Source organism: Candidatus Liberimonas magnetica, from assembly GCA_020523885.1.
In the GTDB taxonomy this organism is placed as follows: Bacteria; Elusimicrobiota; Endomicrobiia; order Endomicrobiales; family JAFGIL01; genus Liberimonas; species Liberimonas magnetica.
Genome location: JAJAPY010000005.1, coordinates 1 through 13,644, shown reverse-complemented (window position 1 = coordinate 13,644; position 13,644 = coordinate 1). Strand labels below are relative to the sequence as shown.

Here is a 13,644-nt window from a genome sequence, read left to right as displayed (position 1 = left end):
TCATTCTCCTCATATAATCAATTCACCCTCACCTTTAATCCTCTCCCCTCGAGGGAGAGGAAAGAGGTGAGGGGGCTGTAATTAAATCTCCACTACGGTCTTCATCGGGTTATGCTATCCAATTTGGACATACATGACCTTAACTATTATATAATGACTTAATAAACTTCTTGATCAATTTCACCGATTCCGGGTGGCGCACAACGACTATATTAGCGCCGGATAAAATTAAGCTTATAGCAGTTGTGGTTTCCCAGTTAATGCCTCTTTCCAGGTTGCTGCCCAGGTTTTGGGCTTCGATCTTTATTTCCTTTGCCTTCCAGACGTCCTGGCCCACACAGCATATAAGAGGCGGGGACATCATTTTATCGTCATTAAAAGTCTGAAGCCTTATTCTTTCCATTACGGAATACGTATATTCAAGCCCGTACCCCAGAGCGCCTGTCAGCGGGTCCATAATTATCCTATCAAGCGGGAAGTTCATCTGTGTTACAAGTATATTTGTCTGTTTGGATATATTTACGTCAATAGGCGCTTCTGTAATTATAAAGTGTTTTCCTGCCATAGCCGAAGCCGTTATTGTCCTGTAATTATCTTCCTTGGCTGAACCAATTATTATCTGCCTTTTTGCCTGCTCGCAGCATTTGGAGAAAACCTCATTCTTTTTATCGTTATTGCCGTCCGGCCTTACTATAACGGGCAACTCAACTGCGCTTAAAACAGCGTTCATGCCCTCTGCTGCCTGCTGCGGCCCGATATTTTCCTTATCCTGGTGCGTGCCGGGCATATCATAAAATATCAGGTCAGCATCAAATTCGTTCACGCATTTTTGAGCCCACGTAACCGGGTTTTTCAGTGCATCTTCGCCTATGGAATCCTTTAAAAACACCGGCCAGGCTTTTGGATATACATCATTTATTTCCATTGCAACTAAAGGAACGTTGGGGAAATTCCCTTCAAACCTGTGATACGAAAATGCCGTCTCTCCGCCGATTTTTATTTTATCAGAGAGCGCCAGCTCGTTTACAGCTCCGCTCCATTTCTCTTTTACGTCATCGTATTGCATAAACCGCTCCTATACCAATTCGCCCATCTCAAGGGCAGGGTGCTTTTTTTCTGAAAGAAACTCTATCAGTTTGCCTATATCATTAGTTACTTTTTCGTCTGCTATTTTATCCAGCAAGTCAGGGACGCCAAGCTCTGTGGCGCGTTCAAGAAGTTCAGCCCTGAACCTTTCCTTAATCTGGGCCGGCATCCATACAAGGCGCTTCAACCCGCCTTCAGCAGAAATAAATTTCTTGCTTACAAGGTAATTCAAGCCCACCCCAAGAAATCCCGGTGTCTGCTGGCCGCCGCCTACTACACCTGCAAGAGTAGAAAACGTCATGCCGCAAGGCGTCATTTCCATAAAAGTCCTGTCAACCACCATCACGCCGCCCGTGCCCGGCAATACGGCAAGAATGCACTCAAAACATCCGCAGGACGTCATCGGATACTTTATTATAGAATATGCGCTGAACCGTTCTAAGGTCTTATTTGATGACTTATAGACAAAATCATTGATACCTTTCCATTCTCCTATTACCGCATCTATCACGTGCCCCTTAACAACAGGCTGGTTAGGGCCGGTGGGTTTTATCTGGTGTGCGGCTTTTCCATCCAGCCAGTTATAGGCGCCGCATAAGCCCAGCCGTTCAGGGGTAATAATACATACATGGTTAGGCGCAAAGGACTGGCACAACGTACATGAATAAAAGGTATCTACGCTTTCATCCGTCATAGCACCCATCCGTTTGTCGCGCTCTGTATACAGCTCCATGGCCCTGCCTAAATACTTTTCCGCTTCCTCTTTCTGGGTATATATGTGGACTTCCACTTTATCTACTATTGAAGGGAACTCGTCTTTAAATTTAGTATGCACTATCCTGCCAAGGTCGGAAATTTTAAACCCGTTTTTCCTGGCTTCCTTGCTTATCCTCAGCCAGACGATATTTCGCTGGCCTATATGCATAACGCCCGCTGCCTGGTTAATAAGCCTGTGCATCTGGCGCTCTATTACAGGCTCAAAATCCTTTTGCATGTTTCTGCCTGCCACGTATGCCACCATACCGTAATACAATTTCCCGCCTTCTTCAACCTCGTCAATTTCTTTGCCTATTACTTCAATCTTTCCGTCGGTTATTTCAGACAGCTCCTTTCCTTCAACATACTCAAAAGCTTTTGTGTATTTGCCGCCGAACTCTACCGCAACGTCCACTGCCCTTACACGTTCGCCTTCAAAGGCAGCCCCGTACAGCACAGGGATGGGGGGCTTTGAAACAGTTATTTTCACCCCGCGCACTTCAATTGCGCGGCTAACCATTTTGTTTAAATCTTTTTCTTTTACAAGCTCCTCATAAGTGCACACGCCTGTGGGCAGTATTTCAGGTATATCCGTATCAGCGATAATGGGAAAACCCATTGCAATAGCCCCTGCGCCTGTAGCGTATTTTAAATCATCTAGCTCGCCAAACGCCAGCCCAAACGCAAATACCCTGTCGCGGCAGTATTCAAGGCATTTCTGGCCTGCACCGCCGTGAAGCCCTCCGAAAGTAAGCGCTGAACGGATAGCCCAGTCAAGCGCATATATTGTGCTTTCAGTATCTTCACCTAACGGCACGATATACGTATCCCAGCCCATTTCCACACCTTCAGCTTCAAGATGCTTTTTCATGGTATAGCCATTGCTTGAGCCGCTTAAAAATATAAGGATACTTTTTTCCTGCAGCTCGCGCACAATCTTTACCGCAGCCTTGGCATCCTTCGGCGCGCCAAGTATCGCCGCAAACCCGGGCATCCTGCCGTCTACAAGCTGTATGCCAAGAGTCCTCATCTGTGTATCTGAAAGAAACCCGAGGTAGCCTTCTTTTGGTTCTGTTCCTTCAATGTACTTCAACATCATAAGTATCTCTTCAAGCATCAGGGTAGAAAGGCCGCTGTCAAGCGCATCGCCCAGGTACGGCAGCCAGTTTTTTTCAAGCGGCGGGTTATGAATCAACTTTTCCGCATAGCTGAGAAAATTCCCGATGTCTTTTAGTTTCTGAATCTTAACGCCTGTAAGCGCAAAAATCATGGGCAGGTAGTAAGCTGTCCCGGGAAACACTGTTTCAAATTCCGGCCCCTTTGCGTTTAAAATAACCTTATATTTTTCTTTAACGTCCGCCAATATTTTTGCCGCGCCGCTCATTACCGCTGTAGCTACTATTTTTGACATATTATTTTCCTCTCTATTTTGACTGTTTTTGACTTAAAAGAGTCGAATTCGACCCCTTAATGTTATGAAGCTCCACGTGCATGCAGGTGGTATCAACACCTCTACCACTTTCGGTGGAGCGGAATCCCGCTTTCCACCAAACTACCGGTGGATTTTCAACATCCACGCCTGCCCGCCAGTTCTTTTTGGCGGGGGCCTGCCCGTGGTTTTCAAGACTGCGGGATAAATTTTTAATTCTTTTTAGGCTTAGGCAAATAGTTTTGCCCGGTGACTATACTTCTGCCAAGTTCTTTTTCAGTTTGTTTGCGAGCAGTGCCTGCAACCCTTCCGCCGCGCACAGCTACCTTTTTATTATCATTAAAAGTGTCAGGTTTTTCTTTATGTGATATTTCTGTTGTTACTCTTTCGCCAAGCATGGTAAAAATCAGTTCTAAATCTGTCATATGGTCACGTAAATTCTGATTTTTTCTGCTTAATCCTTTTAATTCTTTATATTCTGATGGAGTAATACCAAAAGCTGCTTTTGATATTTCTGCGGTGAGTATGGCATAATCATGTTCGCTTATGATACCCCGTTCTTTCCATTCATCCGTAAGGTTTTGTCGAATTGCAATTCCTCTTAGACGTTTATCAATCCAATCTTTAGGGTAACCCTTTTTCTCATATAATTCTTTCATCCGTTCTTGTGCTAATTCAGGGTTTTCTATTTCCTGTACTCTTTCGTAGCCAACCTGTGCCAACCACTGTTTGAAAGGCTCTGCTTTTGGGGAAGGAATGGATTGAATTATACGAAACATGTTTTTAGTATTTGCACAATCGGTTTCACGCATTTTGCCATCTGAAGCCTTAAGTTTCAACTGTCTACAAATTGTAGACAGTTCAATTCCATCTTGAGCTTTTACTCTTGTTTTCATCGCATTCCAGTAAACACGCGGTTTATTACTGTCTGTAAGCGCACTAACGACATCCACAACCGAAAAATACCACTCATCGTCATGCCATACGCGCCTTATTTTCTTGCTTTCAAAAACGACAATTTTATTCTGTTCCATTTCGAACCTCTTTTAATTTCACTCCAATGTATTATACGGTCTATTTGTCTTTGTAGTATGTCCCCTACGTATAATAATGTGGGACGTCTTTGGGGACGTCTTTGGGGACGTCTTTGGGGACGGGACGTCTTTGGGGACGTAGTTAGGTAATACGGTATTCGGTTTATTCCCCAATTTCTAGTCATATTGTATAAATAGCCGCATTATAAAACTATAACTACTATTATTTGTTGTTTTCTTTCAATTGTTTAGGTAGATTTCTTAAGATATACATAATTGACCAATAGTTTGCTGTTATTCTGTCTTTATCTATAAAAACCTGCTTTTTGACTTCTTCAAACTCTTTTCTGGTTATCATTCTATCTTCCAAACTTTCGGATAAATCGCCTAATGCCCGCATGATAGCTATATTTATCTGAATAGCTTTTTCTGATTTAAGAACGCTTGACAGCATTGAAACTCCATCACGAGTAAAAGCGTATGCATAAGAATTCGGGGGACATAATACTTAATTCGTCCCATTTTTTTGACATAATATATCTTACTTCTCATCATAAGCAATGAGATTATATCACAATGACATCATTGTTTCTCCATTGATGAAATAATCCCTTGCTCGCCTATGCATTCCAGCAGGTTTGCTCTGGTCAGTTTCGCTGAATTAAATACATTTTTAATTGATGAAATATCCTTTTTTTCACATAACAAGCGGTTCAATATCCCTGCAAACCTTATGTCTCCGATTGTTACAAAACCGAATATCCTGTTATCCTTAACAAAAATTCTTCTTAAAACAGCCTGGCCAGGCTTTCTGTAATCAAACACCTCGGTAGTTTCTCCATGCATACTGCCAGCGGAAATGCAGGGTATGCTGAAGCATTCCATGGAATTCATTGAAACAGCGCCTGCGTATATTATTTCCTGGCCGGCCTGCTCCGCCGAATCGAGTCGAGCCATGTTCCTGGCTGCGATTTTTCCCTGTTCAACAGCGGTAGTCCATAAAGCCTTAATCTCTTTTTTTCCGCTCAGTAAATCCGTTGATTCAGCAACATCCCCTGCAGCATAAATATCGTTATCTGAGGTTTTCATTGTTTCATCTACGGATATTCCTTTATCTACCACAAGCCCGGCTGCTCTGGCAAGTTCAGTATTAGGAGTTACACCTTTTGCTGTAATAACCATCCCGCAATCTATTTTTTCATTATTCAACAAACGCAAACCAGCCATTTTACTATTGCTGTAAAGTATTTCGCTTACATCCTGCCCGGTTAATACTGTGGCTTCCTTTCCTATATGCCCTGTCAGGAAGCCTGCGGACTCAGCGTCAAGCATCTGCGACAAAATCTGGTTTGACCTTGCGATTATGAAAACCTTTTTGCCTTTTTCCTTTAGCATGTGTGCTATCTTCATTCCTATTAAACCTGCGCCTAAAACAGCTGCTGAATCAACGGTTTTAAGTTTTTCGGCGATTTTATCTGCGTCCTCTATTACCCTGAGAGTATATGCTGCGCCTTCTTTCTGGCCCGAAATATTCTGAACTTTTGCAGATGAGCCTGTTGCAATAAGCAGTTTGTGATAAGAGATATCTTCTTTATTCTCAAGCACTATTTTTTTGTCTTTCCTGTTTATGCTTACTGCTTTTATGCCTGATACTAATTTTATGTTATTTTTTTCATAAAACCCTGTATCCTTAAACTCCAGTTGTGAGCGGCTGATCTTTCCCATTATGTAATATGTTAAAAGGCACTTTGAATAAGCATTACCTTTTTCGTCAGAAACAATGACTATCTCTGATGAATTGTCTATTTTTCTTATTTCCTCTGCAGCGGCAACTCCTGCGGCGCTGTTTCCGATTATAATAAAACGTTTCACTTGAAAATGCTCCTTAAATGTCATTCCTGCGAAGGCAGGAATCTATAAATTATTAAGAATGGATTCCCGATAACAACATTCGGGAATGACACAATAGTTGGGAAAAGTCTCCTAACCATGTATGTTTTTTTCAGTCATTTTCATTCAGCGCCAAAGCTCCTGTGGGGCAGGCATTGACGCATTCAGGCTTTTCTTTTGATACGCAGTTATCGCACTTAAGCGCGGTATGTTTGGATACCCTTATCGAGCCGTGAGGGCACCTCATTATGCACGACCAGCACCCTACGCATTTGGTTTTATCAAGGCATACGTAGTTAAGTTTTTTATCAATATACAGCGCGCCGGATATGCATGCATCCACACACAACGGCTCATCGCATTGCCTGCATATAAACGGCATTGAGTTGTCGCTCATCTGAATGAGCTCAATGTTTTTGACAGGCGGCTCGGCAAGCTTTACAGCTTCAAAAATATCGCGCACATCTGCATTTTTTATGTAACATGCCAATTCGCACCTTCTGCAGTGCATACATTTTTTAATATCACAAAATATTTTTTTCATTTAAAGTCTCACTACGTTCGACTTTTGATTACGGTGATTTTTACAGAGATTACAGTGATACACCTTTAATAAAATCACTGAAATCAAGTTAGCGAAGCTAACTTTTCAACCCTAATTTTTTGCGCTTGTTATTAATGTGCGCTATTATCATAGCTGCTGCTTTAAGCGGGTCGGGCTCAAATGCGAATTTCCCGCCTGTAAGGCTTTCAATCTCTGAACACAGAAAGTTTTCTACGTTCTTGCTGCCCAGTATCGGAAAAGGCATCCCCATAACTGTATATACGCCTGATGCAACAAAATAGCAGCCTATAGCAACTGCTTTTTCGCTCATCCAGCATTCAGGCGCTGCGCCTGCTACAGGCAGCTCGTCAAAACTCTTGCCGATCTTGCCTTCATTTATCAGCTCTACAGCAGCGGTAAGGATCCTGCTGTTATCAACACACGAACCGAAATGGAGCACCGGCGGCAAGCCCGTAGCTTCGCACACCTCTCTAAGTCCGGGCCCTGCTGACTCAATGCTTGCCTCAGGCCTTAAAAGCCCAGCCTTTGCACAGGCTATCGCGGAGCAGCCTGTCTGGATAACAAGTATATCGTTCTTAATAAGCTCTTTAACCAGCGAGACATGTTCGAAATCATGCACCACTTTGGGATTATTGCAGCCCACTACGCCAGCAATTCCTTTTATGCGCCCGGAAACGATCGCCTCGTTCAGCGGCCTGTACGAGCCCCTGAAAGTGCCGCCTAACAAATACTTTACGTTTTCCGTGGTAAATCCAGCAACAAGGTCCATTGTCTCATCAGGTATAAAAACCCTGCTTTTTTCGCGCTTATTAAAATTGTTTATTGCTCTTCTTATTATTTCCCTTGCTACAGCCTTTGCTTTACTCGGCTGAAACTCGATGTGTTTTACAATATCCGGAAACTTTGCTTTATGCGAAGTAGTTATAATTTCCGTATGGAAACACCCTGCTATATCTGACAGCGACGGCATAACGCACTGAACATCAACCATCATAACCTCAACAGCGCCGGTTAAAAGAGCAAGTTCCTGCTGCAAAAAATTTCCGGCTACTGGTATACCGTGCCTCATAAGCACTTCGTTGGCAGTACAACATATCCCTGCCACATTAATCCCCTGTGCGCCTGCTGCTTTTGCTTCACTAATAAGTTCCGGGTTTTTCATCTCCTGATACACTGCTTCTGTAAGCAGGGGTTCATGCCCGTGAACTACGATATTTACCATTTCTTTTTTAAGCACGCCTAAATTTACCTTTGCCCTTACAGGCGCAGGCGAGCCGACTATTGAATCTGTCAGCTCAGTGGCTATCATAGATCCGCCCCAGCCGTCAGAAAGCGCTGTGCGCATCGCGCTTAACAGCACCGATTTATAATTTGAATCCACGCCCATGTTCGTACGGTGCAGAATTTCAACTATCTCCCTGTCTATGCTTCTTGGCATAATATCAAGCCTTTTCCATACCTCTTTCTGATGCGCAGGCGCGCGGTTTGCCATTGTGAGGTTTCCTTCATACTTACCGAATTCAGAAAGCATTTTTACGGCAAGGGCTTTTGTTATTGATTTTAAATCAACTTTTTCTGTTTTGATGCCAAACTCACTGGCCAGTTTCCTTGTTTTTTCCTCATCGGATATTTTAAAATCAATGGTTTTATCTTCTGCCATTTCAAGAAGCGCAAGCGCTATTTCGCGGCCGTGGTCTGAATGCGCGGCTGAGCCCGCAGCCACTTTCCTGGCAAGGTTTCTTGCAACGATTAAATCCGCATCCGCGCCGCATACGCCTTTGGATTTTTCATCGCTGAAAGGGTCAATGCTGCAAGGCCCCATATTGCATATACTGCAGCATATTCCAAGCGTGCCAAACCCGCACTGGGGCATCATTTTTTTAAGCCTGTCCCATACGAGCTCAATGTTCTCCTTTTCTGCCTTATCAATCATTTTGTTTGAAGCTGAATCTATGCTTAGTTTTTCGTTCATATAAGCTCCGCTTTGATTACATCAATTTTATTTAATATTAAATTTAAATTCTGATAACTTACTGAATCTTCCGGCAAATCGAGGAACGATTTTCTTTTAAATTCATATTCGGGGATATTTTCGTCATTCCTTATTATACCGGCAAATTTAAGGCTGTTGCCTGCATTTTTATTTATAAATTCCACATACGAATCTATTTTTTCATCTTTTCTTACGTTGTTTATAATAAGGTAATTATTCCGGGTATTTATGCCGAGTTCTTTCATCATGCCTGCCTGTTTTATGCCGGTTAAAATGCCTTTCTTGGATAAGTCAGATACTATAAAAGCGGTATTCATATCGCCGAGCGTTTTTCTGCTGAAATGCTCTAGCCCTGCCTCACAATCTACCAGGATAAGCTCATAATTTTTCTGTAGTTTTTCTATTACCATCTTGACTATGTTATTAACATAACAATAACAGCCCGGCCCGTCTGATTTTCCCATGGTAATCATGTCAAAGCCCTGTGATTCAACTATAGCGTTATTTATTGCGTATTCGCAGTAATCGGGCTTAGGAATAGCTGTTTGGTTGAGATATTCCTTTTTTTTTATCAGTTCATGGCGTACACTGCCGATCGTTGAGTCTATTTTTAGTGACAAAAGGTCGCCCAGGCAGCTGTTGGGGTCTGCATCAATAACTAGAACTGGCCTTTTGTTTTTGCTTAGCCAATATTTTAAGAAAAGAGCGGTAAGCGTTGTTTTCCCTGTCCCGCCTTTACCTACAAATCCGATTGTTTTCATATTTCTATCGCTCCGTCTTTCTGTATATCTCTGATACTCCCTTAAGGAGTTCAATTACTTTCTCTGCTGCTTTTTCTGACAAAGAACCTGTTCCGCAGGCAGGGGTCAGGATTGTTTTTTCTGATATATTTTGTTTGTTGACGCCTGTAGATGCCAGCTTATCCTGCGCTGATTTTAGCTTTTCAAACAACCGTTCCGGGGTTTGGGAAAATGTTTTATCTTCAGCGGTCGGGACAATGCCCCAGGCAAAATATTTCTCTTTGCTTAAGAATTTTTCCGTTTTTTCAGGGTAAAGCAGTATACTTCCTGAATAGTCATAAGCGTCAAAGTTAATTATGTCAACGTTACTATCCATTAATATTGACCAGTCTGTATTACCGCAGCAGTGTATGCCGGTTATAACATCCAGTTCATGCAGTTTATCTATAACTTCATTTAGCATTTTTATAACCTGTTCGCGGGACAGGCTCACATAAGCTGAACCGAACGAAACAAGATAAGGCTCATCCAAAAAAATTACCACCTTTTCAGCAATATCCTTTAGATATTTTGCCTGCCAGGCAGCCTTGCAGATACAAGCCTTAAGGACAGCATCTGATAACTGTTCATTGTAGAGTATTAACCGCTTGTTTTCATCTGTCAAAGACAAGCCCAGGCTTACAGGGCCTAAAACCTGCCCTTTAACTAAAGGTATTTTCCCTTTTGCCCCAATTTTTTTCTTAAAAGCATACAACCCTTTCGCATATTGTTCGCTTATGGCAAAATAATCATAATTTTCTGAAATGTAATTCTCATACACAGTTTGTATAGGTGCAAAAATGTCTTTTGAGGTATCAAAATATATCTTTTCGTTTTCAGCATCCGTTACAATGCACGGCAGCCCTTCGCTGTACTGTACATACATGTTTTCTAAAAAACCTGTTTTAGGCAGCTGCGGCCATACTGGCATATCCTTGAAATTTGCGATAATTATATCAGTTATTTTTTCAACATCTTTATGGGGCCAGCTCCCAATTGCAGTAATCGTTCCTTTTTCTATCATAGTTTTAAGTAACCTCCAAAAAAATCTACAATATATGAGTGGACAGATATTTTATACCTTTATTTGGTTCTTGTCAATTTCAAGCGAAACCACGGTTTCTATATGGAAAGTCTGAGGGAACATGTCAAGGGGTACTATCCTTTTAATCTTATAACAGGATTTTTTTGTAAGGTCATTAAGGTCCCTTGCAAGGGTTGAGGGGTTGCAGGAAACATACACTATTTTTTCAGGCTTCTTATCAATAATGAAATCTAGGACTTTTCCTGATAGGCCGTTCCTCGGCGGGTCTACTACCAGAGCATTAAAAAACGGCATAGCATTTTCCTTGACCCATTTTTCTACTATTACAGGTTTAAAATCAATATTCTTTATTCCATTGTTTTTACTGTTTAATGATGCATCGAGTATCGCTGCTTCGTTCGAATCAATTCCATACACGTTCTTGACATACGGCGCAAGAACAAGACCAATAGTGCCTGTACCGCAATAAAGGTCAAGAACGCTGTCTGTCACTTTGCATTCCATAAGCTCAAAAACAGTTTGGTAAAGTTTTTCCGTGCCGAAAGTATTTGTTTGAAAAAATGAAAATGGCGAGATCAAGAACGAATACTCTTTATTGTTTACTACGAGTTTCTCTTCTATTGCTTTTTTCCCTTGCAAAAGTATAAGCTTATCGGCTTTTACCGCATCGGAAACCGAACTATTTATTGTCCAGTAAATACTCGTTACCTTATCTTTTAACTCTTCGATAAGCTTTGAAAAGAAACTCTCATCTATACCGCTTACCTTGTTGGTAACGATATTTACAAGGATCTGGCCAGTATGTTTTGCTTTACGTATCACGAAGTGCCTGTAAACCCCCTCGTGTGTTCTTTTATCATAACTGATTTGGTCTGAATTAACAGAAAAATCAACTGCCTGTTTAACAACTTTCATCATATCAGGGTCAGCGATAAAACAAGGAGGCACAGAACAATACTGATTGAATTGTTTTTTCTTATGAAGCCCAAGGAGCAACCCGTTTTTGTCATTCGCATAGCTGAATTCCATCTTGTTCCTGTAGCCCCACTGTTCCGGGCTTTTTATTATAGGCTCCATCGGCACATTAAAGAGTTGGATAAGCTCTTTTACATTTTCTTCTTTTATCTTTACCTGGTCTTCATACCCTACGTGCTGAAATGAACACCCACCGCAAACCCCATAAGAAGGGCATTTTGCGATTATTCTTAAAGGGGAAGGTTTTATTATATTTAAAAGCCGCGCTTCTTTAAACGTCTTTTTATTTTTAAAGACTTCAACTTCTACAACCTCCCCGACAAGAGCGCCTTCAACAAAGGTGGCAATCCCGTCACTGCCCCTGCCAAGCGCATTACCCGGATAAACGATCTTTTCTATTACAATTTCCACTAATCTCTCCGTTTAATTAATTATTTTAATTATATCATAATTTCCAGTAACGACATAATTATAACATTTTAACATTTTGGAATAGCCTTTCTTTTGGTTTGTAATCACAGTAATCTGCCTTAGAACTCATTGTAATTTATTAACTTGCCATTAGCTTTTATTTTTTGTATATTCTACAAATGAATATTAACCCGAACCAATTTGAAAGTTTTGAAATTCCTTATAATAAAGTCCTTGCAAGGATAGGCTTTGCCCACGGCAAAACGAAGCTTGACAACAATGCAAAACAAAGCATAAATGAAGCTCTCGAACTTGCCATAAAACTTATAACTCCGAAACAGGTTATCTCATCTTCAAAAATCAGCTTAATAAATAACGCTATTATTGCCCTTGAACCTGGCCTTGAAATAATAAGCTCTAAGATATATGAACTTCTTAAGGATTGTTCAACAGCTTACGGGTTTGCCGTAACCATCGGGCCTGGTTTGGAAGAAAAAAGGAACAAATACATAAACGAAAAAGAACCTTCCAGGGCTTTAATCCTGGATGCCATAGGCTCAGTAATAGCTGAGGAGCTTGCCGAGATAACGAATAAACAGATAAACAATGAACACAAAAAAAACAAAATGACAAAGCGTTTTTCGCCAGGCTACGGGGACTGGGCGCTTTCCGGCCAGAAAGATTTTCTTTTGTGGCTTGGCGCAGAACAGATCGGGATAAAACTGAACCCGAACTTTCAAATGCTGCCCGAAAAATCCGTTTCCGCCATCCTCGGCATGAAGTAGATAAAAGACAATAGATTTAATCGCTAAAATGTGCCATTTTCGAAGAAGCTACATTCAAATTTTAATTGCTTGTGGCTTAGCCACAGAGCTACTTGACAAACACAATAGTATCTATTAGAATAATAGCGAATACAAACGAATGCATGGCAGGAGGTTCTTATGTCAAGAACAATAACGTTACGGTTGGATGATAAGGAATACGAATTGATTACTAAGTGTGCAAAAACTCAGCACAGGCCTATTTCTAATTTTATAACACATACCATCATAAATAATATTGAAGAGTCTATGTCTGTTGATTCAGTAGAAATGGCACAGATCAAAAATGACCAGGGTTTAGTAGAAAGAATAAAAAAAGGCCATGAAAACGCAAAAAACAGAAAAGGGCATTTCGTTGACTAACCAATACAGGATTTTTGAAACCGGCCAGTTTATAAATGATCTAGAAAAAGACTTTTCCGGCCAAAAGAAAAGAATTTGTAAAAAACTATTAGATTATGTGTACCCTCAGTTGAAAGCACAACCCTTTTACGGAAAAAACATTAATAAATTAGTTAATTACCACCCTGAAACCTGGCGTTACAGGATCGGCGATTACAGGTTTTTTTATTCAATTGATGAGAAAAATAGAATAGTTTTCATGCTTACCGCCGACAACAGAAGCGAAGCCTATTAATTCACCAAACCACTTGTCCCATAACAACTCCCATAACAACTCTATTTGCCAAAGCCAATTAAAAGAGGTAGAATTACCCTGAAAACCGCGTCCAATGCTCTTGCTCTCCGAGCCCCTTTGGCAGAGTTTGGGTCATGGCCATAGTCAATGTTATAAGTAGTAAATTGACAAAAGATACAAATAGACGTGAAAATAGGTGTTAATGAACACATACAAATCA

13 protein-coding genes are annotated in these 13,644 nt (G+C 41.2%); 3 read left to right on the top strand and 10 right to left on the bottom strand.

Going from position 1 to position 13,644, the window contains the following annotated elements:
• Positions 1-139: 139 nt before the first annotated feature.
• From LHV68_05025 to rlmD, 10 genes are all read right to left on the bottom strand, one after another.
• Complete coding sequence (locus LHV68_05025) at positions 140-1,066, bottom strand: acetyl-CoA decarbonylase/synthase complex subunit delta (GenBank protein ID MCB4791232.1); 927 nt, start codon at positions 1,064-1,066, stop codon at positions 140-142.
• 9 nt (positions 1,067-1,075) lie between these two features.
• Positions 1,076-3,253 (bottom strand): CO dehydrogenase/CO-methylating acetyl-CoA synthase complex subunit beta, encoded by a 2,178-nt coding sequence (cdhC, locus tag LHV68_05020; GenBank protein MCB4791231.1) that lies wholly within the window; start codon positions 3,251-3,253, stop codon positions 1,076-1,078.
• Positions 3,254-3,483: 230 nt separating this feature from the next.
• The gene (locus LHV68_05015; protein MCB4791230.1) at positions 3,484-4,305 is read right to left on the bottom strand and encodes a Bro-N domain-containing protein; all 822 of its coding nucleotides are present in this window, start codon (positions 4,303-4,305) and stop codon (positions 3,484-3,486) included.
• A gap of 223 nt (positions 4,306-4,528) precedes the next feature.
• The gene (locus tag LHV68_05010; protein MCB4791229.1) at positions 4,529-4,759 is read right to left on the bottom strand and encodes a hypothetical protein; all 231 of its coding nucleotides are present in this window, start codon (positions 4,757-4,759) and stop codon (positions 4,529-4,531) included.
• 128 nt (positions 4,760-4,887) lie between these two features.
• Positions 4,888-6,177, bottom strand: a complete 1,290-nt coding sequence (locus LHV68_05005; GenBank protein ID MCB4791228.1) for an FAD-dependent oxidoreductase — start codon at positions 6,175-6,177, stop codon at positions 4,888-4,890.
• 130 nt (positions 6,178-6,307) lie between these two features.
• A complete protein-coding gene (locus LHV68_05000; GenBank protein MCB4791227.1) occupies positions 6,308-6,739 on the bottom strand; it encodes a 4Fe-4S binding protein in 432 nt (143 codons plus the stop codon).
• Between the two features lie 97 nt (positions 6,740-6,836).
• Complete coding sequence (cooS, locus tag LHV68_04995) at positions 6,837-8,732, bottom strand: anaerobic carbon-monoxide dehydrogenase catalytic subunit (protein MCB4791226.1); 1,896 nt, start codon at positions 8,730-8,732, stop codon at positions 6,837-6,839.
• Positions 8,729-9,514, bottom strand: coding sequence for an AAA family ATPase (locus LHV68_04990; protein ID MCB4791225.1), 786 nt, complete (start codon positions 9,512-9,514; stop codon positions 8,729-8,731). Before LHV68_04990 ends, cooS begins: the two co-directional genes overlap by 4 nt.
• Positions 9,515-9,518: 4 nt before the next feature.
• Positions 9,519-10,556 (bottom strand): methionine synthase, encoded by a 1,038-nt coding sequence (locus tag LHV68_04985; GenBank protein ID MCB4791224.1) that lies wholly within the window; start codon positions 10,554-10,556, stop codon positions 9,519-9,521.
• A 51-nt stretch (positions 10,557-10,607) separates the two neighbouring features.
• Entirely contained in the window at positions 10,608-11,963 is a 1,356-nt protein-coding gene (rlmD, locus tag LHV68_04980; GenBank protein ID MCB4791223.1) for a 23S rRNA (uracil(1939)-C(5))-methyltransferase RlmD, read from the bottom strand.
• A gap of 179 nt (positions 11,964-12,142) precedes the next feature.
• Here rlmD and LHV68_04975 point away from each other — a divergent pair, with 179 nt between their 5' ends.
• The 3 genes from LHV68_04975 (at position 12,143) to LHV68_04965 (ending at position 13,424) form a co-directional block, all read left to right on the top strand.
• Entirely contained in the window at positions 12,143-12,748 is a 606-nt protein-coding gene (locus LHV68_04975) for a hypothetical protein (protein MCB4791222.1), read from the top strand.
• A 159-nt stretch (positions 12,749-12,907) separates the two neighbouring features.
• Positions 12,908-13,150: a DUF6290 family protein gene (locus tag LHV68_04970; GenBank protein MCB4791221.1), complete on the top strand. Its 243-nt coding sequence runs from the start codon at positions 12,908-12,910 to the stop codon at positions 13,148-13,150.
• A complete protein-coding gene (locus LHV68_04965) occupies positions 13,110-13,424 on the top strand; it encodes a type II toxin-antitoxin system RelE/ParE family toxin (GenBank protein ID MCB4791220.1) in 315 nt (104 codons plus the stop codon). Before LHV68_04970 ends, LHV68_04965 begins: the two co-directional genes overlap by 41 nt.
• The last annotated feature ends 220 nt before the right edge of the window (positions 13,425-13,644 follow it).